General features: G+C 62.6%; 17 protein-coding genes and 1 pseudogene. 6 read left to right on the plus strand and 12 right to left on the minus strand.

Features of this window, described 5'->3' with window-relative positions:
- Nucleotides 1-67: 67 nt before the first annotated feature.
- Nucleotides 68-2,953 (plus strand): annotated as a pseudogene (locus ACLKMW_RS11920) (Tn3 family transposase).
- 80 nt (nt 2,954-3,033) lie between these two features.
- Here the strand turns inward: ACLKMW_RS11920 and ACLKMW_RS11925 are convergent.
- The 3 genes from ACLKMW_RS11925 to ACLKMW_RS11935 are packed head-to-tail and all read right to left on the minus strand — an operon-like array spanning nt 3,034 to nt 5,914.
- On the minus strand, nt 3,034-3,219 hold the full coding sequence (locus ACLKMW_RS11925) for a TIGR02391 family protein (RefSeq protein ID WP_415724775.1): 186 nt from the start codon (nt 3,217-3,219) through the stop codon (nt 3,034-3,036).
- Between the two features lie 21 nt (nt 3,220-3,240).
- Nucleotides 3,241-5,409 (minus strand): heavy metal translocating P-type ATPase, encoded by a 2,169-nt coding sequence (locus ACLKMW_RS11930; protein ID WP_415724687.1) that lies wholly within the window; start codon nt 5,407-5,409, stop codon nt 3,241-3,243.
- Nucleotides 5,410-5,428: 19 nt separating this feature from the next.
- Nucleotides 5,429-5,914 (minus strand): methyltransferase family protein, encoded by a 486-nt coding sequence (locus ACLKMW_RS11935; protein WP_415724688.1) that lies wholly within the window; start codon nt 5,912-5,914, stop codon nt 5,429-5,431.
- Between the two features lie 70 nt (nt 5,915-5,984).
- On the opposite strand from ACLKMW_RS11935, the gene ACLKMW_RS11940 reads away from it, so the two are divergent.
- The gene (locus ACLKMW_RS11940) at nt 5,985-6,398 is read left to right on the plus strand and encodes a MerR family transcriptional regulator (protein ID WP_415724689.1); all 414 of its coding nucleotides are present in this window, start codon (nt 5,985-5,987) and stop codon (nt 6,396-6,398) included.
- Nucleotides 6,399-6,440: 42 nt separating this feature from the next.
- Here ACLKMW_RS11940 and ACLKMW_RS11945 read toward each other — a convergent pair whose 3' ends face one another.
- Nucleotides 6,441-6,773 carry an ArsR/SmtB family transcription factor gene (locus ACLKMW_RS11945; RefSeq protein ID WP_415724690.1) on the minus strand — a complete coding sequence of 111 codons (333 nt, stop codon included), beginning with the start codon at nt 6,771-6,773 and terminating at the stop codon, nt 6,441-6,443.
- 72 nt (nt 6,774-6,845) lie between these two features.
- Here ACLKMW_RS11945 and ACLKMW_RS11950 point away from each other — a divergent pair, with 72 nt between their 5' ends.
- Together ACLKMW_RS11950 and lspA are read left to right on the plus strand one after the other, a co-directional pair.
- The gene (locus ACLKMW_RS11950; protein WP_415724691.1) at nt 6,846-7,712 is read left to right on the plus strand and encodes a cation transporter; all 867 of its coding nucleotides are present in this window, start codon (nt 6,846-6,848) and stop codon (nt 7,710-7,712) included.
- Nucleotides 7,709-8,197, plus strand: a complete 489-nt coding sequence (gene lspA / locus ACLKMW_RS11955) for a signal peptidase II (RefSeq protein ID WP_415724692.1) — start codon at nt 7,709-7,711, stop codon at nt 8,195-8,197. Before ACLKMW_RS11950 ends, lspA begins: the two co-directional genes overlap by 4 nt.
- 28 nt (nt 8,198-8,225) lie before the next feature.
- Here the strand turns inward: lspA and ACLKMW_RS11960 are convergent, their stop codons facing one another.
- From ACLKMW_RS11960 to ACLKMW_RS11990, 7 genes are all read right to left on the minus strand, one after another.
- The gene (locus ACLKMW_RS11960) at nt 8,226-8,375 is read right to left on the minus strand and encodes a hypothetical protein (protein ID WP_415724693.1); all 150 of its coding nucleotides are present in this window, start codon (nt 8,373-8,375) and stop codon (nt 8,226-8,228) included.
- Nucleotides 8,376-8,496: 121 nt separating this feature from the next.
- Nucleotides 8,497-9,342: a WD40/YVTN/BNR-like repeat-containing protein gene (locus tag ACLKMW_RS11965; RefSeq protein WP_415724776.1), complete on the minus strand. Its 846-nt coding sequence runs from the start codon at nt 9,340-9,342 to the stop codon at nt 8,497-8,499.
- A 355-nt stretch (nt 9,343-9,697) separates the two neighbouring features.
- Nucleotides 9,698-10,210 carry a c-type cytochrome gene (locus tag ACLKMW_RS11970; RefSeq protein WP_415724694.1) on the minus strand — a complete coding sequence of 171 codons (513 nt, stop codon included), beginning with the start codon at nt 10,208-10,210 and terminating at the stop codon, nt 9,698-9,700.
- 183 nt (nt 10,211-10,393) lie between these two features.
- A complete protein-coding gene (locus ACLKMW_RS11975; RefSeq protein ID WP_415724695.1) occupies nt 10,394-13,564 on the minus strand; it encodes an efflux RND transporter permease subunit in 3,171 nt (1,056 codons plus the stop codon).
- Nucleotides 13,561-15,009, minus strand: a complete 1,449-nt coding sequence (locus ACLKMW_RS11980) for an efflux RND transporter periplasmic adaptor subunit (protein ID WP_415724696.1) — start codon at nt 15,007-15,009, stop codon at nt 13,561-13,563. The genes ACLKMW_RS11975 and ACLKMW_RS11980 overlap by 4 nt, the downstream gene beginning before the upstream one ends.
- The gene (locus tag ACLKMW_RS11985) at nt 15,006-15,449 is read right to left on the minus strand and encodes a FixH family protein (protein WP_415724697.1); all 444 of its coding nucleotides are present in this window, start codon (nt 15,447-15,449) and stop codon (nt 15,006-15,008) included. The genes ACLKMW_RS11980 and ACLKMW_RS11985 overlap by 4 nt, the downstream gene beginning before the upstream one ends.
- 1,240 nt (nt 15,450-16,689) lie before the next feature.
- Nucleotides 16,690-19,230, minus strand: coding sequence for an SPW repeat domain-containing protein (locus ACLKMW_RS11990; protein ID WP_415724698.1), 2,541 nt, complete (start codon nt 19,228-19,230; stop codon nt 16,690-16,692).
- 527 nt (nt 19,231-19,757) lie between these two features.
- On the opposite strand from ACLKMW_RS11990, the gene msrP reads away from it, so the two are divergent.
- Together msrP and msrQ are read left to right on the plus strand one after the other, a co-directional pair.
- Nucleotides 19,758-20,705 (plus strand): protein-methionine-sulfoxide reductase catalytic subunit MsrP, encoded by a 948-nt coding sequence (gene msrP, locus ACLKMW_RS11995; protein ID WP_415724699.1) that lies wholly within the window; start codon nt 19,758-19,760, stop codon nt 20,703-20,705.
- 23 nt (nt 20,706-20,728) lie between these two features.
- Complete coding sequence (gene msrQ, locus ACLKMW_RS12000; protein ID WP_415724700.1) at nt 20,729-21,355, plus strand: protein-methionine-sulfoxide reductase heme-binding subunit MsrQ; 627 nt, start codon at nt 20,729-20,731, stop codon at nt 21,353-21,355.
- A 39-nt stretch (nt 21,356-21,394) separates the two neighbouring features.
- Here the strand turns inward: msrQ and ACLKMW_RS12005 are convergent, their stop codons facing one another.
- A complete protein-coding gene (locus ACLKMW_RS12005) occupies nt 21,395-21,820 on the minus strand; it encodes a CBS domain-containing protein (protein WP_415724701.1) in 426 nt (141 codons plus the stop codon).
- Nucleotides 21,821-22,001 lie beyond the last annotated feature (181 nt).

Below are 22,001 nucleotides of genomic sequence, written 5' to 3' on the forward strand. Positions count from 1 at the left end.
ATGTATCTCAACCAGCTTCATAAACAAAGCGTCTTGAACATCATCGGATTTTGAAAAAGGAACATGGATGCCGCGTCGCGTCACTCTAACCGATCGGCAGAAGGACGCGCTGTTGCGCCTGCCGACCTCGCAGGCGGATTTGCTCAAGCACTATACGCTGAGTGATGAAGACCTTGGACACATCAGGCTGCGCCGACGCGCTCACAACAGGTTCGGCTTCGCCCTGCAATTGTGCGTCCTGCGCTAGCCCGGCCGGGTGCTGGCTCCGGGCGAACTGATCCCAGCAGAGATCGTCGAATTCATCGGAGCACAGCTCGGCCTGCTTGCCGACGATCTCGTTGACTACGCCGCCCGCGAGGAAACGCGGCACGAGCATCTTTCCGAACTGCGGGCGCTCTACGGATTCCGCACCTTCTCCGGACATGGTGCGCGCGAGCTGAAGGATTGGCTGTTTCGGGAAGCCGAGATGGCGGTGTCAAACGAAGATATCGCCCGTCGCTTCGTGGCGGAGTGCCGACGCACCCGCACGGTTCTTCCTGCAACATCGACGATCGAGCGGCTTTGCGCCACGGCCCTGGTCGATGCCGAGCGGCGGATCGAGACGAGGATCGCCAGTCGGCTGTCCGTGCCCATCCGGGAACAGTTGCTGGCATTGCTCGAGGAGACGGCCGACGATCGGGTGACCCGCTTCGTGTGGCTGCGTCAGTTCGAGCCGGGCTCGAACTCTTCGTCAGCCAACCGGCTGCTCGACCGGCTCGAATACCTGCAACGTATCGATCTCCCCGAGGAACTGCTGGCCGGTGTTCCTGCTCATCGGATGACACGCCTGCGCAGGCAAGGCGAACGGTACTATGCCGACGGCATGCGCGATCTTCCGGAAGACAGGCGGCTTGCGATTCTGGCCGTTTGCGCGTCGGAATGGCAAGCGATGCTCGCTGACGCCGTGGTCGAAACCCATGACCGGATCGTCGGCAGGCTCTACCGGGCATCGGAGCGCATTTGCCAAGCGAAAGTCGCCGACGAAGCGAACGCGGTGCGCGACACCTTAAAATCCTTCGCCGAAATCGGCGGCGCTCTGGTCGACGCACAGGATGATGGCCAGCCGCTGGGCGACGTCATCGCGAGCGGATCAGGGTGGGACGGCTTCAAGACCCTTGTTGCAATGGCAACCCGGCTGACCGCCACCATGGCGGACGATCCTCTCAATCATGTACTCGACGGTTATCATCGGTTCCGGCGGTACGCTCCGCGCATGTTGCGCCTGCTCGATCTGCGGGCTGCGCCGATCGCGCTCCCGCTTCTCGAAGCGGTGATGGCTTTGCGTACTGGCTTGAACGATGCCGCACATACCGGCTTCCTTCGGCCCAGCTCGAAATGGCATCGCCATCTTCGTGCCCAGGCGGTCGGCGACACTCGCCTCTGGGAGATAGCGGTGCTGTTCCATCTGCGCGATGCCTTCCGATCCGGAGATATTTGGTTGGCCCGATCCCGGCGCTATGGCGACCTGAAGCATGCGCTCGTTCCGGCGCAGGCTGTCGCGGAAGGCGGTCGTCTCGCCGTGCCATTGCGGCCGCAAGAATGGCTGGCGGATCGGCAAGCTCGCCTCGATATCCGGTTACGCGAACTGGGCCGCGCCGCGCGCACCGGCACGATTCCCGGCGGGTCGATCGAAAACGGCGTTCTGCATATCGAGAAGCTCGAAGCTGCCGTACCGACCGGCGCCGAAGATCTGGTGCTCGATCTCTACAAGCAGATCCCGCCCACGCGGATCACCGATCTCCTGCTGGAGGTGGATGCAGCGACCGGCTTCACCGAAGCGTTCACGCATCTGCGCACCGGAGCGCCCTGCGCCGACCGGATCGGGCTGATGAACGTCATCCTTGCGGAAGGGATCAACCTCGGCCTGCGCAAGATGGCCGACGCGACGAACACGCACACCTTCTGGGAGTTGATCCGCATTGGACGGTGGCATGTCGAGGGCGAAGCTTACGACCGGGCGCTGGCCATGGTGGTCGAGGCGCAAGCGGCGCTACCAATGGCCCGGTTCTGGGGCATGGGCGCCTCCGCTTCGAGCGATGGGCAATTCTTCGCCGCTACGGAACAAGGCGAGGCCATGAACCTGGTCAACGCGAAATACGGCAATACCCCGGGTCTGAAAGCCTATAGCCACGTCTCGGACCAATATGCGCCGTTCGCGACCCAGGTGATTCCTGCGACGGCGAGCGAAGCTCCCTACATCCTCGACGGCCTGCTCATGAACGATGCCGGCCGCCATATTCGCGAGCAGTTCGCCGATACAGGCGGCTTCACCGATCACGTCTTTGCCGCATGCGCCATTCTCGGCTACCGGTTTGCCCCTCGCATCCGGGATCTGCCGTCCAAGCGACTCTATGCGTTCAATCCATCGGCCGCGCCGGCCCACTTGCGGGCCATGATCGGCGGCAAAATCAATCAGGCCATGATCGAGCGCAACTGGCCCGATATCCTGCGCATCGCCGCCACCATTGCAGCCGGAGGCATCGCGCCTAGCCAGATTTTGCGCAAGCTCGCCTCCTATCCGCGGCAGAATGAACTGGCCACAGCTCTGCGGGAAGTAGGCCGCGTCGAGCGGACGCTGTTCATGATCGACTGGATTCTGGACGCCGATCTCCAACGCCGCGCCCAGATCGGGCTCAACAAGGGCGAGGCCCATCACGCGCTGAAACGAGCCATCAGCTTCCATCGCCGGGGTGAAATCCGCGACCGTTCCGCCGAAGGCCAGCATTACCGGATCGCCGGCATGAACCTGCTCGCCGCCATCATCATCTTCTGGAACACCATGAAGCTCGGCGAAGTCGTCGCCAACCAGAAACGCGATGGAAAGCCGCTGTCGCCCGATCTCTTGGCCCATGTCTCGCCGCTGGGATGGGAGCATATCAACCTCACCGGCGAATATCGGTGGCCAAAGCCTTAGCGTAGGATTCCGCCCCCTCCCGCAAACGACCCCTTGTCCTGCGGTGACTGGCAACCACCTGTTTCACGAACGCCCCACTGTCACGCGCGCGGAGGCGTGCGGGCGGCGTCAAGCCTCCGATGGACGAGGGACACAAGCGAAAGCAGATCCTCGGCGTCCTGTTTGTACATCTGCCAGTTGATCCTGCCCTCGTGAGCCGTGGGGTTGCGGAACATCCCGAACGTTCCCTTGCCTTTCTCGCGCCATTCGTCTTCGGCCAGGACCAGAGCTCTTGCGCAAGCGCGGCATCAGGCTGCTCCTGCTGGATGCGCTTTCCAACCCAGCAGCCTCATCGCGTTGGCCGTCACGATCACCGTCGCTCCCGTATCGGCGAGGATGGCCGGCCACAATCCGGTGATGCCGAGGACGGTGGTCACCAGGAACAACGCCTTCAGGCCCAAGGCGACCGCGATGTTCTGTCGGATGTTGCCCATCACCGCGCGCGACAGCGACACCATATTGGCGACATCCATCACGCGGCCGTGGAGCGATGCGGCATCTGCGGTCTCCAGCGCCACATCCGTGCCGCCGCCCATCGCTACGCCGATGTCGGCCGCCGCTAGTCCCGGGGCGTCGTTGATGCCGTCGCCGACCTTGGCGACCCTGAATCCTTCCGCCTGGAGTTCACGCACGATCCTCTGCTTGTCCTCGGGCAGGAGCTCCGCCTGCGCCTCCATGCCGAGGCTTCCGGCGATCGCCTCGGCCGTGCGGCGGTTGTCGCCAGTCAGCATAACGGTGCGGATGCCTTCGTCGCGCAGCCATTCGATGCCGCGCCTCGCGTCCTCCCGCGGCTCGTCGCGGAGCGCGATCAGCCCTGCTATCTTGGAGCCAGCGAGGAGTACCGAAACCGTCTTGCCTTCGTCGTTCAAGCGAACGATGTCCGCTTCCTGTTCCGGCGATAGCCTGATCCGGTCGTTCGCCGCGACGGGCGAACCCAGGAAGACATTCGTTCCGCCGACGCTCCCGACCACGCCTTTCCCGGGGATGGCGCCGGAATCCAGCGCAGGGGGAACGGGAACCTTGTCCGCCTTCGCCCTGTCCAGGATCGCCCTCGCTAAGGGATGGCTTGAACCTTGCTCCAGCGCCGCCGCCAACGAGAGCACCTCGCGTTCGGAGCGGCCGAAGCCGATGACGTCGGTGACCACGGGCTTGCCTTCGGTGAGCGTGCCCGTCTTGTCGAAGGCGACCGCGGTGATCTTGCCGAATCCCTCAAGAACGGCTCCGCCCTTCATCAGGAGTCCGCGCCGCGCGCCCGCCGCAAGGCCCGCCGCTACAGCCGCCGGGGTCGAGATGACGAGCGCGCAGGGACAGCCGACCAGCAGGACCGCAAGTCCGCGGTAAACCCATGTGCCCCACTCCGCACCGCCAACGAGCGGCGGCAGGATCGCGACCAGCGCGGCCACGGCCACCACGCCGGGTGTGTAGTAGCGCGAGAAGCGGTCGATGAACCGCTCCGTGGGCGCCTTGCTCTCCTGAGCCTCCTCGACCAGGCGGATGACACGCGCGATGGTGTTGTCGGCGGCGGCGGCTGTGACCCTGATCCGCAGCACGGCGTCGGTGTTGATCGTCCCGGCGAACACCGGGTCCTCGACACTCTTGCGCTTCGGCGTGCTCTCCCCGGTGACGGGAGCCTCGTCGATCTCGCTCGAGCCCTCCAGGATCTCGCCGTCTGCGGGAATGCGGTCGCCGGGGCGGACCACGATGACCGAGCCGACCGCGAGCGTGTCGGCGGGCACCTCGACCGTGCCGCCCTCGCGCTCCACGAGCGCGGTCTTCGGCACGAGGGCCGACAAGCCTTGTATGCTCGCCCTAGCGCGGCTCGCCGCCACGCCCTCCAACATTTCGCCGATCAGGAACAGCAGGACCACCATTCCCGCTTCCTCAGCCGCGCCGATGATCACCGCGCCGATGGCCGCGACGGACATCAGCGTCTCGATGGAGAACGGCGTGCCCATCGTGGCGGCGACAATTGCGCGCCGCGCGATCGGCACGAGGCCGACGAGCAGCGCGGCGACGAATGCCCAGTATCCTGCTCCGGGAACCAGGAGACCGACCGCGTAGGCCACGAGAAGCGCCGCTCCGGACGCGATGGTCAGGAGGGCCCGCCTGGTGCGCCACCATGGCGTCCCGCTTTCTTCGTCCCCGTGGACGTGCGAGTGATGGGAGTCGTCGCCGTCGTGGGGCTTCTGGCCGTTGGCAGCCGGAGCGATGGCATACCCCAGGCGCGACACCTGCTTCATGATCTCGCGGGGCGAGGTTCCGTCGCCATGCGTGACGGACAGGCTGCGGCCGGGGACCGACACCGAGACGTCCTCGATGCCGGGCAGGCGGCGAACGGCAGTGTCTATCTTGGTCGCGCAGGAGGCGCAGTCCATCCGCTCGACGCGGTAACGGGTCTTGATCTGGGCGGCGGTCATCTTCGTCATCTCCTCGGGATCAGAGCCAGCGCCGGACGCGCGTCTTGTAGCGGAGGTACTCGCCGCCGAACTTCGCCTCCAGGTAACGCTCCTCGCGGAGGATCACGCCATGCTGGTTGACGAGCACCGCCGGGACGAGCAGCGCGAGCGCCGCGACGCTGTCCATTGCGAGCGCGATGCCCGCGTAGGCGAGCGCCATGCCGAGATACATGGGGTTCCTGGTGAAGCGGTAGACCCCGCCCGTCACGATTGCCGTGGTCGGCTTCCACGGCTCCGCCCGCGTCCGCGCACTGCGGAAGCCGCCGAGCGCGCCCGCGAGGAAGACCAGCGCGGCCAGGACCAGCGCCGGGGCGAGGACGTATCGCAGGACTTCCGGCAGATAGCTGAATCCGCCCAGGAAGTGTCGGTCGGACGCGACCCCGAGGATCAGGAAGCAGGCGAAGACCAGCGGGGGCGGCGCGATCACGCCGGGAATGTCGTTTCGGAAGGTTTCGGACGCGCTCATGACAGGCCTCTTGCGTTTGCGTCCGCAGAACATAATCTCTCTAGCAGCTAGAGCTTCAAGAGGAAAATTCATGTTCTCGATCGGCGACCTTTCGCGGCGAACCGGGGTCAAGGTCCCCACGATCCGGTACTACGAGCAGATGGGGCTGCTCGAGGCGCCGGAGCGCTCGGAAGGCAACCAGCGCCGCTTCGGCAAGAAGGAACTGGAACGGCTGGCCTTTATCCGGCACGCCCGGGATCTCGGCATCACCATCGAATCCATCCGGGAGCTGATCGACCTCAGCGGTCATGCCGAGAAGCCGTGCGCCGACGCCGACAGGATCGCCAGGGAGCAGCTCCAGTCGGTGAGGGCGCGTATCGCGCAGCTGAGGCGTCTGGAGAAGGAGCTCGAGCGGATCGCGACCTGCTGCACGGGCGAAACGGTCGGGGACTGCTACGTCATCCGCGCGCTGTCGGATCACGGGCTGTGCGACAGCGAACACTGAGGCCAATGCCCTTTCCTCAACGGGAGCACTGGCCGCTGCCGTTCATCCTCGCGAACCATAATTTGCGCACGAATCGACCAGGCGGGCGGGACCTGCGACTAGCTCGTCGGACAGCGCCATCAGCTTGTCTATCCTCGGGTCGCTGAGACGATAGTGGACAAATCGGCCCTGCTGCTGGCCGAGTACGAGGCCGCACTCGGTCAGGCACCTCAAATGATTGGAGGCGTTCGGCTGCGACAGGCCCGTCCTGGCGACGATGTCGCTCACCGAAGCGGGGCCGCCGCGAAGCACTTCCAGGATCGAAAGCCGCGACGGATCGGAGAATCCCCGGAAGAGCTTGGCTTGAAGGTCTACCGGGCGGGTCTCTACGAGCATCTATCCACCTCTCGACATATCACCACACAATGATATGTAACTGGCAAGTTCCAGAAAGAGGCATTTACGGCAATGGCCAACGGCAACGCAACTTCGTCGACAGAGGCGGTGCGCTACGACGTGACTGGAATGGACTGCGCGTCCTGCGCCGCGAAGATCGAGAAGGCGGCGCGCGGCGTCGCGGGGGTCCGGGACGTGAAGGTGTCGATCGCCTCCCAGGTCATGAAGCTCTCGGTCGACGATCCGGGAGCGCGCCTTCCGGCCGTCGAAGCCGCCGTGACCGACCTGGGCTATCGGCTGAACCGCGTTGGCGAAGTCTCGGATGACGACAACGACGACAGGATTCCCGATCTCTCGCACGTGACGCCCGCTTACAAGCGCGCCCTCTGGATCGTGGTGCTCCTCAACGTCGGCTACGGGATCGTCGAGGCTGCCGGGAGCTTCGTCGCCGGGTCGCAGGCACTGCAGGCCGACTCGCTCGACTTCATAGGCGACGGGCTGATCTCGTTCCTTGGACTGATGGCCGTCGGCTGGGGCCTTGCGGCGCGCGCCAAGGCCGCGCTGCTCCAGGGCGTGTTCCTCGGCCTCCTGGGTCTCGGCGTGGTGGCCTCGACCGCGTACCGGATCTTCGTCGAACACCAGCCCGAGTCCCTCCTCATGGGCGGATTCGCCGTTGTCGCCCTCGCGGTGAACGTCGCTGCGGCCGCGGTGCTGCTCCCCCACCGGAAAGGCGACGCGAACGTGCGGGCGGTCTGGCTGTTTTCCCGCAACGATGCCATCGGGAACCTGATGGTCGTGCTTGCGGCCGGCCTGGTCTTCTGGACGGGTACGCAATGGCCAGACCTCGTCGTCGCCTTCATCATCGCGGGCCTGTTTCTGCAATCGGCCTGGTTGATCATCCGGGATGCGCGGAGCGACCTGCGGGACGCAAAAGGATGAAGGCCCGGCTGATCGGCTTCTCGTGCGCCTCGATGGCGCTGGCCGCAGACCAGATCACGAAGGCAGCCGTCCTCGGCAACATGGATGCGCTCTCGCTCGGGGTGGAAGTGCTGCCTGTGCTTGACCTCGTCTACCTGCGGAATCCAGGCATCAGCTTCGGCATGTTAGGCGGGATGCCGCGGTGGCTGCTGGTGCTTGCAAGCTTGGTTATCGTGGGAATCCTTCTGACGTGGATGTGGCGCACCGCTCGGCCAGTGGTGGCCACCGCGCTGGGACTGATATCTGGAGGGGCGATTGGCAATATCGTCGACCGAGTCCGGTTGGGCGCTGTGACGGATTTCCTCGACTTTCACGTCGGCGGGTACCATTGGCCAGCGTTCAATTTGGCCGATGTGGCGATCGTATGCGGCGCGGCGCTCATGCTGCTCGATGGAGTTCAGGCTCCCGGCAACGTCGAAACGCGTGTGGGCAAGGAGCCGTCCTGACGCGCTGCGTTCCCCGTTGCCAAGCCTCTCAGGCGCGCGAGACGTTCTGCATCACGAAACCGCTTCGAGGGACAGCCGGAAGCCGCCTCATGTCGATGCGCAGGTCCTGCTCCGGCACGTCGTAAGCAATTTCCTCGGTCAGCCCATCGCCGCTTTCATGATCTCTATGGAGATCCATTCGCCCGCGCAGCGGTGCCCAAGATCATGGTCGCCGCCGCCTTGGGGAACAAACGCCCATCCGAGGAATGGTCGCTTCGCTGCCGCGCTGGCCATCAGCGCGCGGCAGCACAAGCTACTCGTCACTGCCCGAATTCGGTCCAGGTGACTCCGCCATCATCGCTGGCGAGGATCTCGCCTTCATGCGACGCGACGAATATCCGCTCTTTGTCCGCCGGATCGACAGCCAGATGGAGTAGGATTCGGTCTCCCCAATCGGCCCCGACTGAAGCGAGGTCCAGTTGCTCCTCGGCTGACCGCATCAGTCCCTTCCCGAGCACGAAGGTATAGAGCGTGCCCTCGGGCGTGACCTCGACAAGGCTGACCGGAGAGCCTTCGACCGCCGCCGCCCACGTGCCCCCCGCATCCTTGCTGACCAGCAGCCCGGATTCGGTGGCGGCGTAGAGCGTTTCCGCGTCCCGAGAGGAGGCCGCGAGGTCGATCAGCCGCTCGGGCAACGGTCCGGCGACGGACCACGTCTTGCCGCCGTCGCGACTGACCTGCAGGCCACCGAATGCACCGTACACGACCATCGGATCAGCCGGGCTCACTGTCCTCTGGTGAAAATCGACAGGACCGCCCTCGCCTGGCGACACCTGTTCCCAATTCGCGCCGCCGTCGGTCGAGGCGATGAAGCCGAGGTTCCCTCCGTCCGCAGGATGGCCGCTGGCGTAGAGCGTGCCCGGATCCGAGGGATGCGGCGTGAAGCCCATGAAGTCCTGCACGACCGAGACGCGCTCCGCCTTGCCGTCCGGGCTGGAACGGAAAAGTCCGTGATGGGTGGCGATCAGGAGGTATTCCGGATTCTGGCGATCCACGGCGAGCCCGTGGATATGGGTCTGCTGCTGGAGCTCCGATACCGGGACAGACTCGGCCCGCGCAACCAGGTCCACTCCGACCGCGGCGGAGAGCGCCAGCCCCGCGAGCACGGCTGTCAATCGGAACCTATTTCGTTTCGTCATTGCTTTCTTCCTTTCGTGCATTCGCATTCGCATTCGGTTTCCGGTCTTCCGTCCCCGCGCCCGCACCCGCACCCGCAGCAGATGATCCGATACGCCTCCCCGGCGGCGCTTCCCTCGATGGCTTCACCACAAAGGCATTCCAGCGCGCAAAGGAGATGCTCGGCGACATCGAGCCTGCCAGCGTCATGCGCATGCCTGAACGCGGCCAGAATGGAACGGTCGAGAGGTTGGCTTGCCTGTCGCATCGCTGTCCCTTTTCTTCATCGCGGGCACTGTGCTCCTTCCAGCAGGTGGAAGGTCAAGGGGCAGTCCCGGCTGTCAGTCACTGTCTGTCCTTCTGGCGCTGGTGGAAGCGGCGGTTCATCTCGTCGTGGCGCTGGCGCACCTGCTCCGGCCATCGCGCCTTGATGAAAGACAGCACGGAAACGATGTCCTCGTCTGTCAAGACGCCTTCGAAGGCGGGCATCCTGGCCTGGTAATCATCGAGCTTGGCCGCTTCCGCTACGCCGAACTTCGTGATGTCGAACAGGAGCTTGTCCGGATGATGCCAGGTGTGTCCCGTCTCGTCGTGCGGCGGGGCCGGCAGATATCCCTGCGCGTCTCGCACCTGCCATTCCGCATGCCCCTCGAGGCTCCTGCCGTGACAGGATGCACAGTGCTCGGCGTAGATTTCGCCTCCTCGCGACACGAGATCGCTGTTTCCAGGATCGAGCAATGCACCCTCCGGGAGTCCTGGCATCCAGGACAGCAGCAGAAACGTCGCCATGCCCGAAGCCGCCGCCGTTCCCGCTGCGGCGATCACGAGATTCCGCCTACCCTGCTGGTCCTTCGCCATCGGTCTTTCCTCGATAGATGCGGTGGTGCGCTGTCACCCAATCCATCATCCTGGGGGCACGAAACCGTTCCTGTCACGAATAGTCCGACCATGATCGTGCCCCATACAGTATTCCGTTCGTACCGCCGAGGATCATTTCTGCCTTCCAACTGAGGAGATAGCGATGGCTAGGAGCTCCAGGCCCTATTCCGCAGCGATTTTCAGGGCTTGGAAGTTTCCAATCGGCGTCTCGGCTACTGTCTGCGTTGGCAACCCCCAGCCCTTCACGATTCCATAGACCGCCGGAATCACAACCAGCGTCAGGAGCGTCGACGAAATCATGCCTCCGATCATCGGCACAGCAATTCGCTGCATGATCTCCGAACCGGCGCCTGTGCTCCACAGTATCGGCAGCAAACCCGCCATGATGGCGACGACCGTCATCATCTTCGGCCGGACGCGCTCCACAGCCCCGTGCATGATCGCCTCATGAAGGTCGGCTTTGCTTATTGAGCGTCCATCGAGCCTGCATCTTTCCTTCACGTCTGCGAGCGCCTGCTCGAGATAGATGAGCATGATGACACCGGTTTCAGCGGCAACGCCCGCCAAAGCGATGAAGCCGACGGCGACTGCAACCGACATGTTGAAGCCTAGCCACCACATCATCCAGATGCCGCCGACCAGTGCGAAGGGTAGCGACAGCATCACGATCAGTGATTCTGTCAGGGCACGGAAGTTCAGGTAGAGCAGCAGGAAAATGAGAGCCAGTGTGAGCGGTACAACGATTTTCAGCCGCGCCTGGGCACGCTCGAGATATTCGAACTGCCCGCTCCAGGCAACCGAATAGCCCGGCGGCAGCTTCACCTCGCTCGCGACAGCTGCTTGGGCCTCGGCGACGTAGCCGCCCAGATCACGGCCGGCGATGTCGACGAAGATGTAGACTGCCAGTTGACCGTTCTCGGTTCGAATCGACGTCGCGCCGCGTGTCAGTTCCACCTTGGCTACTTCGCCGAGCGGGATGAAGCCACCGCCGGGCAGCGCGATCTGCACCTCCCGGGCGATGGCCTGCGGATCGCTGCGCAATGCTCGCGGGTAGCGGATGGACACTCCGTAACGTTCGCGGCCCTCCACCGTCGAGGTGACAACCTCCGCCCCCAGCGCCATTGAAATCACGTCCTGGATATCGGCGATAGAAAGGCCGTAGCGGCCGAGAGCCGTGCGCTCGGGAACGATATCGAGGTAATAGCCGCCGATGACGCGCTCCGCATACGCGCTGGACGTGCCGGGCACCGCCCGCAGCACGGCTTCGATTTGGCGGGCGACAACCTCCATTTCCCCCAGATCTGTCCCGTAGACCTTTACGCCAACCGGTGTTCGGATGCCTGTCGAAAGCATGTCGATGCGGGCTCGGATCGGCATCGTCCAGGCGTTGGAAACACCCGGAAACTGCAGTGCGGCATCCATCTCGTTCTTCAGGCTTTCGACAGTGACGCCAGGCCGCCACTCCGATTTAGGCTTCAGATTGATGATCGTCTCGAACATTTCCATGGGAGCGGGATCGGTCGCGGTTTGCGCCCGGCCCGCCTTGCCGAAGACGGACTCCACCTCCGGGAAGGACTTGATAATCCGGTCCTGCATCTGCATCAGTTCGGCGGCTTTGGTGACCGAGAGCCCGGGCAGCGTCGTCGGCATGTACATCAGCGTGCCTTCATCGAGATTCGGCATGAACTCGCTGCCGAGCTGACGAGCCGGCCAGACGGTGACCGCCAGAGCCACCAGCGCAAGCACGATGGTAAGCGTCTTCGCCCGAAGAACGCCCGCGATAATCGGCCGGTAGACGCCGATCAGCATCCGATTGATCGGGTTGCGATGCTCGGGCACGATCCGCCCCCGCACGAAAATCACCATCAGCGCCGGCACAAGCGTGACCGACAGCAGCGCCGCGGCGGCCATTGCAAATGTCTTGGTGAAGGCGAGTGGTCCGAACAGCCGGCCTTCCTGACTTTCCAGCGTGAAGATTGGCAGGAACGAGACGGTGATGATGAGCAAGCTGAAAAACAGCGCCGGACCGACCTCCGCCGCCGCCTCGATCAGCACCTCGGTGCGTGGTTTCTCGGGCGGGGCGCGCTCCAGATGCTTGTGCGCGTTCTCGATCATGACAATCGCGGCGTCAATCATGGCGCCAATGGCGATCGCTATGCCGCCGAGACTCATGATATTTGCACCGAGGCCCAGGAGCTTCATCGCGGCAAAAGCCATCAGAATGCCGACCGGCAGCATGATGATCGCGACGAGAGCGCTTCGCACATGAAGCAGGAAGACGATGGTGACCAGCGCCACTACGACGCTTTCCTCGATCAAAGTGGTCTTCAGGGTTTGGATCGCAGCCTCGATTAGCTTTGATCGATCATAGACCGGCACAATTTCGGTCCCTTCGGGTAAGCTCCTCTCCACATCCGAGAGAGCCGCTTTCGCATTCTCGATCACCGTCAACGCATTCGAGCCGACACGTTGAAGCACGATGCCGCTCGCGACCTCGCCTTCCCCGTTCAGTTCCGTAATGCCGCGCCGTTCGTCCGGGACGATCTCGATCTTGGCCACGTCGCCGAGCCTGAGCGGTACGCCGCCGACGGTCTTGAGCGCGATGCTCTCGATGTCGGCGACGCTCTTCAGATAACCGCGCCCCCGGACCATGAATTCGAACTCCGAGATTTCGACCGTGCGGCCGCCCGTATCCATGTTGCTTCTGCGGACCGCGTCACCAATCTCTGACAGCGTTATCCCTTGGGCGCGCAGCCGCGCGGGATCGACCACGATCGAATACTGCTTGACGAACCCGCCGACGCTTGCGACCTCCGACACGCCTTCCGCCTTGGAGGCTGCGAAGCGGACAACCCAGTCCTGCAGGGACCTCAATTCGGCAAGCGAGAGCTCCTTGGCGACGACGGCATATTGGTAGACCCAGCCGACGCCCGTCGCATCCGGTCCCAAGGTCGGGGTTACGCCGTCTGGCAGTCGGCTTGCTGCGGCATTCAGATACTCGAGCACGCGGCTTCTCGCCCAGTAAGGGTCGGTGCCATCTTCGAAAATGACGTAAACAAACGAAATACCGAAGAAGGAAAAGCCGCGCACGACCTCCGACTTCGGCACGGTCAGCATCGAAGTCGTGAGCGGATAGGTGACCTGGTCTTCCACCACCTGCGGCGCCTGACCGGGATAATCGGTGAAGACGATCACCTGAACATCCGAAAGATCAGGTATGGCGTCGAGCGGCAAGGTCTTGACCGCATAGGCCCCGGCAGCGGCGGCAAGCGCGGTCGCGAAGAAGACGAGGACGAGATTGCGAGCCGACCAGGCAATGAGCTTCGCAATCATGGCTGCGTCTCCCCGGGTGCGAGCGCGCTGAGCGCCGCCTTCAGGTTGCTTTCGGCGTCGATCAGGAAGTTGGCTGAAACGACCACGCGTTCGCCCTCGGCGACGCCTTCCATGATCTCGGTGACGCCCTCGCCCCGCTTGCCGACTTCGACTTCGCGAGGCTCGAAACGGCCCTCGCCCATGTCGACGATCACGACCTGGCGATCGCCGCTGTCGATCACGGCGCTGTCAGGAACGGCGACGACCGCCTCGCTCGAGCCGGCGACGATTTCCACCTCGGCATACATGTTGGCGAGCAGAAGACCATCGGGATTGGCCAGTTCGATTCGAACACGGGTCGTACGGGTCTGCTGATCGATTTGCGGGTAGATCAGATCGACCTTACCTTCGAAAGTCGTCCCCTGAAGACTCCTGACGCGGACAGTCGCCTTGGCCCCAGCCGTAACTGAGCCGAGTTCGTATTCCGGAACGTCGGCGAGAACCCACACCGAAGAGATGTCAGCGATCCGAAACAAGGCTTCTCCAGGGGCCGCCATCATGCCGTTGACTGCGGCGCGCTCAAGCACGACCCCGTTGCGGGGCGAGGTCATGGTCACCGTGATCGGAACCTTTCGGGTCTGTTCGATCTCGGCGATCGCCTCGGCCGGGACACCAAGATTGATCAGGCGTTGCCGGCTGCCCTTCATAGCATCGCCTCCCGCACCGCTCTTCAGGTCCGTCAGAAACTGCGCGCCGGCGGCGGCGATTTCTTTGGCGTAGAGCCGGACAAGCGGCTCTCCTTCGGCGACCTTGTCGCCCGTGGTCACGTCGGAAACCTCCTCCACGAAGGCCTCCGTACGGGTGGAAACGATATTTACCCGGCGCTCGTCGATCTCGATCTGGCCAGGAACGCGAACAGGGCGTGTAATGACAGCCCGCGTCGCGAGCCCGGTCTTGACGCCGGTGCGCTGCAGCTTCCCGGGCGAAACTTTGACCGTTGAGCCGGCCTCCTCCTCGCCTTTGTAGACGGGGATGTAGTCCATTCCCATCGAGTCCTTCTTGGGAACGGGCGACGTATCCGGCAGGCCCATGGGATTGCGATAGTAGAGAATGCGCCGCTCTCCATCGGCGGGGGGAGCGACAGTCTCAAGTGCGGCGGAATCGTCGAAACTGATGTCAGCGCTGGCGCGAACGGGGATGAACTCTCGCCCATCCTCCGCCCTGACTGGTTCGGCTGAATAGCGCGGCTCACCGTCCGGATGGCGGTAGTAGATGATAGGACCGGAGGGCGCCGGACCGGCTGGTTCCGCCGCTGGGTTGCCCTTCGCAAACGCGTAGGGGGCCACTTCCAAAAGAAAGGCTTCAACCATGGGCAGCTCAACGCCTTGCCGGCCGGCCCAATAAGCTCCGGCCCCGACGCCGGTGAACCCGGCCAGAAGGACCACGCCAAGAAAGAAATGCTTCATGGCGCCGCCCTCAGAACGAGCTCGTTCTCGAGCGTGCCTTCCTCACCTTGGACTTTCGCGGCGAGCGATAATCTCCAGCCGCCCTCCATCACCAGGTTTGTCTTGAAGTTGTAAATGCCCGGCTCAGCCGATGGAATGGCCTCGATGGGGGTCGTCATAGCCGCCATTCCATCCGGAGCCATATCCATCCGGGTTGCGAAAATCACGGCATCAGGCACCGGCTTCCCGGACCTTTTGTCGATCAGGCGAACAGCGACAGTTGCGCCGTCGCCTTTTTTGACGTCGGTTTGCACGAGCTGAAACTCGTAATCCTTGATGTCGGCATGGGCAGTGCCCGCCGCCATAAGCAGAGCTACGACAAGCGCTGCTCCAGCAGCGCGTTTGATGGTCGGAATCATTTTTTTCTCCAGGAACCCTAGGTGGATGGGCGCGCAGCCCATGACGTCGACCGCAGCTGATGCCGCGCGTCGTTGTCTGCGCAGTTCGATTGCGCGCAGACAGTCCAGCGATCTTCGCGCTGGCGGACGTCTTAGGGTTTAGGAGGAGGAGACGGTGGTGCGGAAGTTAGGTGGTCTGCGCTGTCGTAACGCGCGGGGAAGAGGAGATCGGACTTCGCTTGGGCCGTCAAAGTTGCCGACGAACGAGCCGTGTTGCCCAGAAAGCAGCTTCCTATGCAGACCTTCATCAGAGGGCAGGCTCTTTCGCAGTCGAAATCGACGGCCTTCCTTTCAGCCGGACACGGCACCTCGTCGGCCGCCGACATTGTGATTTCAGTTGCCATAGGTGCGGCGCTCATGGGAGCGGCGAACGTGCCAAGCACAAGGCTCAGCACCGTCAGCATCAAAACAAACCCGCGAAATGGAAACCGCTTCATGAAAACATGATCTCACATGTCGCTGCGCAGCGAAAGATCAGGCCCGTTCACCTGTTTTCCAACACACGTGAATTGCCAAGGCAGGAAAAACAAACCTCTTGACCCTTCACGAGACTGACGACCGACGACCTGAGGCGCATTACGCTGCTTGCCTGATGAAGCGTGGTCGGCGCAAGTAGGATTGGCTCCTGCGACGTTCCAACGCCGAGGCGGACCGGCTGTTTCGGCACCGGTTGTATACTGAGCAACGAAAAATTGAATTTGCGTTTCCTCCGGCTGCCGAATGCATGCAGCCATTTGCCGGTTTGGATCCCAGTTAAGCAATTTTCGGGGAATAGGCCATGAATGAGTCTGATTCAGGGCTGGTCCTGACGACAATTTCTCACCGTTGTCGGCGGCTCCTGGGAAGCGACGCTCCGAAGACCATTCTCCGTCGACCCATCAGCAACGCAGCAGCAATATCGGTATGTACGCCGGCGCGGCTTCCAGCTGACGCTCACGTTGCGCCTTCCGGGTGGGCTTACCCATGTCAATGCTGCAGCGACCGTGACTGTCAGCCGGTGCATGGAAAAATCAGTGAAGGACCGGATGGCTATGTCATAGAGGGGACTGGCGAAATCGTCGTTACCAGGGCACCCCGCTTGAAAAACTCTCCCGATGGAGCGTTTCACCTGTGCTCGGCCCCGGTCAACGGAATCGCGCGATTTGCCTGTTGGTGCCGCCGCGATCCTTCTAGCCTATGAACTAGCGCCTAGCCGGCCACCCTCGTCAGTCGAGATCATCCCGCAACGGACGAGCCGACGGCTTTAAACGATGTACCGATCCCAGCCGCCGTAATGTTCCTCGCTGCGGGTACCGCGCGGCAGACTGAGGCCGATCACGAGGAGACCGACAACCACGCTGTTCGCAGCCGCGATTCCATTCGCCCCGGCGAGAAGCCATGGCGCGGCGATCAGCCACAGACCGAAGGCGACGTTAATGAAGCGAAGCGGCCGCGCGACCTCGGCCATCGCGATCACCGCGGTTGTCACGATCAACGCCCCAATGAGATGATCGCTGTCGGCCATCGGAGGTTCCGAGCCGAAGACGAGGCGGCTGAACATGAGCCAGACGCCGAGAACCGCGCTGACGACGAGGGTCCAGGGTACGGTGACGCCGCGAGCCGCGTCCGAAACCAATCTGCGCGGTAGAAGATCGAAGCCGGGCCGCTTCTCGTCCTTGCCGCTCCCGGGCAGCGCGTCGCCCATGAAGAAGGAGCGCCAGAAAGGCTGCCCCCGACGGGTGTTCTGGACGAGGAACTGGCCCATAGCGACGAGCTCGTCGAGCGAGAAAGGAATCATTATCAGCATGGCGAGCGCCGCCAGCAGGCACAGCGTGCAGTAGGTGCCAATCATGATCGGCTGGATGATGATGAAGTAGATCGAGACCACGCCAAGCGGCACCACGACGATGCCGAAGAGAAGCACCATCCATGGCATGGTACGCCAGCGGGCCCGGCCGCCCATGACGCCCATGAGCACCTCAAATACATAGGTGGTGGCGCCCAGGCCGCCGTCAGCGACGGGCCAAGCCTTGGACACGTCGGAGGTAATGATGAATTCGGTGCCGTTCCGGACGGCGTCGCCTGCGAAGAACGGTTCCCACACCCCGTCGATATGCCCCAACTGGTATGCCGCCAGCACGCGCGAAATGACGAAGCCGATGGCGCCGAGTGCAATGATCGGAATCCGCTGCAGGTAGGTGGACGGCGAATAGGTCCATCCGGGCGGCATGTCTGAAGAATCCATCATGCCTTCCATGCTCATGCCCGGCATCATCGGCACGAGGATCGCAAAGGCGATCACCAGCGCGCCGACGAAGGTGTCGTTGGCATAGACGGCCGCGCTCGGAGTCCAGAAGACCAGCGGCGCAAAGAGCAGCCATACCCCGACCGCGGTGTTGGCCCATTGCGCCCAGTTGAACCGGGGCGACAGCGAAAGTGCGGAAAAGCCCATGATCAGAAGACCGCTGATCACGTCGCTCCAGGCGGTCAGGTTATTGCGCAGCGACGGCTCCCAGAGGCCCCTTTCCTCCGTCACGCGCATCACGGCGGCGCTGAACGTGTCCTCGCCGAACGTGCCGAACACGAACGGACTGGTCGCCAGCCACAGCCCGAGCAGCATGTTTAGGAAATGCACCCAGAGCATGTCGAAATGCATTCCCCGCATATCCTGCATGTGCTTCTGCATCATGCCGCGATGTTGTTTGGCGTCTTCCTTCTGCTCTTCCTCTGCGATCGCGACCGTTTCCGCTGCTACCTGCGCGGAGTTCAGCTTGTTGGCCTTGTACCAGCCGACAGGATCGGCCTTGAGCGCGGCGATCATCTTCGGCAGCGTCTCGAGGAGCGAATGCTTCGGTTCCCAGCCGAGCAGCTTCCTCGCGCGCGAAATATCGATCTCGTAGTGATCGTCCGAAATGTCGACCATGTAGGGCTTGATGAAGGGATCCTCGTCGAGAATCTCGCCCTGCACCCAAGCGCCGGTCTTGGCCAAAGCCTTCGGAATTTGCCGCGTCTCCCATTCCTCGCCATGGGCGAGACGGCCGATTTCGCGCTGCAGTTCATCAAAGCTCGGCGTCTCCGTCTCTCCGAGCAGGATGGGCACCTCCGGCGGCAATTCCTTCCGGCGCTCGACCACAAGCAGCAGCGCATCCGTGAGATCGTCGAGATGCAGAAACGGCTGCCCCGCATCAAGATCGCCCGGATAGACGTGACTGACGAGCTGGCGCTCATAGATACGGGCGATCTGCCGGGACAGGAATGCCGAGTGGCACATATCGTCATAGACGCCGGCCGGCCGCAGCATCACCGCAGGAATCGAACCCCGCTGCTCCCGGATTAGTTCTTCAGTGCGGACCTTCGAGGCGCGGTAGGGAAGCTTCGGATCAAGTGGCCAGTCCTCGTCGATCGGCACTCCCTTCCGGCCAGGCGCGTGAACGAGCATCGTGCTCGCGAACACGAACTGCTCCACCTCGAAGTCTTGAAGCCCGCGCAGCAGCCTTTCGGTGCCGCTCACCGTTACCTGCTCGTATTTCGGATTCGGTTCGCCGCTCAGGTCGAAATAGGCTGCGAGATGAACCACCGATGCGATCCGGTCGCCGTGTCCGTTGCGCAGCCGATGGAGCGCGGCTTTGACACTCTCGTCCGATGTCAGATCGATGCAGATGCACTCGGCTTCCGCAGGCGGATGTGGTGGCGTCTCGCGATCGAGGCCGACCAGCGTGAAGCGCGTGGCCAGCTTTTTTATGACGGCCGACCCAATGAAGCCGCTGCTTCCTGTAACGACGACAATATCTTTGGACACGTCCATCCCCTGCTCCGAATTCAGTAGGACCTCGGCCTCAGCGCCTGAGGAATTTGATGAGTGCGGCGATAGCCAGCACAAGCACAATCAGGATTAGAAGCCAGACCAAGCCCATTCCAGCCATCATCCAACCCATCCCCTGCATGCCCATACAATCCATCATCATGATCAATACCGTTTTGGTTCAAAATCCACTGCCGCCCAACAATGCTGCGACACCCTCTCAGAAACAGCGCTGCACCATTGGTGCCGGCTCGCACGAGGTTGTTCCCTGTATGCGAAGGGATCCTGGTCAGAACCTATTTCCCAGATGATGGTTCCAGACTTCGCTTCATTGCCGCCTAGGCAAACGGAAAGGACGAGCTTGGAATGCTCGACCGTGACAACTCTAGACAGATCTCACGTCCGGAAACCCGTGGTTGGCGAGCACGACAATGTGTTTAGAAATGACCTTTCATCACTGCAATTCTAGCTAAAGTGGACGCGGCTTTCTCTGCGTGCAAAACCCTGAAGTAGTTGTCGAGAACAATCCGATGCTGATCAGTCGCCCACCCTTCATCCGTCCCTCGGAAATCACGCCATACGACTGTTACGTCTCTCGTCGAGAACTGCTCATGGGAGCCGCTGCCATGGGATTGGCGGCAGGCTTGCCAAGCTGGAGCGCAGAGGCGGCAGCATTTGAAGCGATCCCAAGTCCGCTTTCTACCGCGGATGAGCCGACCCCCTTTGAGGACATCACCAGCTACAACAACTATTACGAATTCGGGGTTGATAAAGGCGATCCGGCTGCGAACGCCCACACCCTCACGACGAAGCCCTGGACGATTTCGGTTGATGGTCTTGTGGCGCGCCCAACCGAATTTCACCTGGAAGATGTTTTGAACTCGGTAACGCTGGAGGAGCGGATTTACCGGCTGCGCTGCGTCGAAGGCTGGTCGATGGTCATCCCTTGGGTGGGCTTCCCGTTGTCCGCGGTCCTCAGTCGCGTTGAGCCGCTCGGAAACGCTAAATTCGTGGCCTTCGAGACCGTGCTCAGGCCCGACGAAATGGCGGGCCAGCGCGGCTTCCTCCAAGCGCTCCAGTGGCCGTATGTCGAGGGCTTGCGGCTGGACGAAGCCATGCACCCCCTGACCATCCTCGCCGTGGGACTTTACGGAGAGACGCTCCCAAATCAAAACGGCGCCCCGATCCGACTGGTCGTCCCCTGGAAGTACGGCTTCAAGAGCATCAAGTCGATCGTGCGGATCAGCTTGGTCGAAAAGCAGCCGGAGACCTCGTGGAATCGTCAGAACCCGGACGAGTACGGCTTCTACTCGAACGTCAATCCTGAAGTCGATCATCCGCGCTGGAGCCAGGCCACCGAGCGGCCGATAGGCCAAGGAGGCCTGTTTGCGAAGCGAAACCCGACGCTGCCGTTCAACGGCTATGCCGAGCAGGTAGCGGACCTCTACGCCGGCATGGACCTGCGCGTGTTCTACTGACTGGAAGTGACGCAAGACTGAGCATGATGAAAGGCATCTCCGCTACCGCGCGTGTCCGGATCGCGCGCGTTGCCATCTACGGGATCGGTTTTGCTCCGGCAGCCTGGACCTTCTATCTTGGAGTGATCGATCAGCTTGGCGCTGATCCGATGAAAACGCTCGAGCAGACTCTCGGTCTCTGGGCGCTACGTTTCCTGATCGTCACGCTCGCCATCACCCCTGTGCGTGATCTCTTCGGGCTCAATCTCTTACGCTACCGGCGCACCGTCGGTCTGCTCTGCTTCTACTATGCTCTCATGCACCTTCTCACCTATGTCGTACTGGACCAGGGGCTCGATTTCGCGGCGATATGGGCGGACATTCTCAAACGGCCATACATCACTGTCGGAATGCTCAGCTTTGTCATTCTGGTGCCCCTGGCGCTGACATCGAGCAACATGATGATCAGGTATTTAGGGGGACCGGCATGGAATCGCCTCCACCGCTGGGTCTATCTCGCTGCGGCCGCTGCTGCGGTCCATTACCTGCTGGTGGTAAAATCCTGGCCCATGGAGCCGCTGGTCTATTTTGCGATCGTCACCACGCTTCTGGCCTATCGGCTGTTCAAGCGCCTGCGCGGCCGCAGGCGGAGCCGACTCGCTTCCGCCTGAGTCCCCTGCTCGGGAGCCGCAGCGCGATTCGGTTCACATTCAGCAGCATCCTGCGCGCGACGATTCTTCAGTGGGTCTTGAAACGTCGCGACCGACCTGCGCCGTATCGTGCTCGGAAGCATTGCGGGCGATATCCGCCTGCGACACCATCCCACAGCACGAGCCGCTCTCGTCCACGACCGGTACCCGTCTGATCTGGTTGTCCTCGAGGGTATTGCAGCAGTCGTCGAGGCTCGTCTCCGGCGTGACGGTCACGGCCGGGCTCGACATCACCTCGGATACGGGAGCGTCGGCGGCCTTGCCTTGAGCCATGCCCCGACAGGCGATGTCTCGATCCGTGACAACGCCAACCGGCCGGCCGCTGTCGTCAACAACGGGAATCTCGCCGCAATCATGGTCGGCCATCAACCGGGCAGCTTCCTTCAGGCTGGCATCAGCCGTACAGCAGGCAGGATTGCTGGTCATGATTTCCTGTACTTGCATGATCGGTCCTTTCGCTACGGGATGATCGTTTCCGCCGGCTACTGGCCGGCATAAGGGGAAACCATCAAAGAAAAACTCGGTTCCCCCTTTTACTGGGCTTGATGCGCTGCAGCGGCGACCCCCACCGGCGCCGCCGGAATGGGCTATCGTCAGGGGTCCTTAC

The organism is Borborobacter xinjiangensis, assembly GCF_047739745.1.
Lineage (GTDB): Bacteria > Pseudomonadota > Alphaproteobacteria > Rhizobiales > Rhizobiaceae > Pseudaminobacter.

What these genes read in the sequence shown, in the direction of transcription:
- ACLKMW_RS12005 (WP_415724701.1), bottom strand. Translation starts at nt 21,820, where the DNA reads ATGACCAGCAATCCTGCCTGCTGTACGGCTGATGCCAGCCTGAAGGAA.
- ACLKMW_RS11990 (WP_415724698.1), bottom strand. Translation starts at nt 19,230, where the DNA reads ATGGACGTGTCCAAAGATATTGTCGTCGTTACAGGAAGCAGCGGCTTC.
- ACLKMW_RS11945 (WP_415724690.1), bottom strand. Translation starts at nt 6,773, where the DNA reads ATGCTCGTAGAGACCCGCCCGGTAGACCTTCAAGCCAAGCTCTTCCGG.
- ACLKMW_RS11985 (WP_415724697.1), bottom strand. Translation starts at nt 15,449, where the DNA reads ATGGGCTGCGCGCCCATCCACCTAGGGTTCCTGGAGAAAAAAATGATT.
- ACLKMW_RS11975 (WP_415724695.1), bottom strand. Translation starts at nt 13,564, where the DNA reads ATGATTGCGAAGCTCATTGCCTGGTCGGCTCGCAATCTCGTCCTCGTC.
- ACLKMW_RS11980 (WP_415724696.1), bottom strand. Translation starts at nt 15,009, where the DNA reads ATGAAGCATTTCTTTCTTGGCGTGGTCCTTCTGGCCGGGTTCACCGGC.
- lspA (WP_415724692.1), top strand. Translation starts at nt 7,709, where the DNA reads ATGAAGGCCCGGCTGATCGGCTTCTCGTGCGCCTCGATGGCGCTGGCC.
- ACLKMW_RS11950 (WP_415724691.1), top strand. Translation starts at nt 6,846, where the DNA reads ATGGCCAACGGCAACGCAACTTCGTCGACAGAGGCGGTGCGCTACGAC.
- msrQ (WP_415724700.1), top strand. Translation starts at nt 20,729, where the DNA reads ATGATGAAAGGCATCTCCGCTACCGCGCGTGTCCGGATCGCGCGCGTT.
- ACLKMW_RS11935 (WP_415724688.1), bottom strand. Translation starts at nt 5,914, where the DNA reads ATGAGCGCGTCCGAAACCTTCCGAAACGACATTCCCGGCGTGATCGCG.
- ACLKMW_RS11960 (WP_415724693.1), bottom strand. Translation starts at nt 8,375, where the DNA reads ATGGATCTCCATAGAGATCATGAAAGCGGCGATGGGCTGACCGAGGAA.
- ACLKMW_RS11930 (WP_415724687.1), bottom strand. Translation starts at nt 5,409, where the DNA reads ATGACCGCCGCCCAGATCAAGACCCGTTACCGCGTCGAGCGGATGGAC.
- msrP (WP_415724699.1), top strand. Translation starts at nt 19,758, where the DNA reads ATGCTGATCAGTCGCCCACCCTTCATCCGTCCCTCGGAAATCACGCCA.
- ACLKMW_RS11970 (WP_415724694.1), bottom strand. Translation starts at nt 10,210, where the DNA reads ATGGCGAAGGACCAGCAGGGTAGGCGGAATCTCGTGATCGCCGCAGCG.
- ACLKMW_RS11940 (WP_415724689.1), top strand. Translation starts at nt 5,985, where the DNA reads ATGTTCTCGATCGGCGACCTTTCGCGGCGAACCGGGGTCAAGGTCCCC.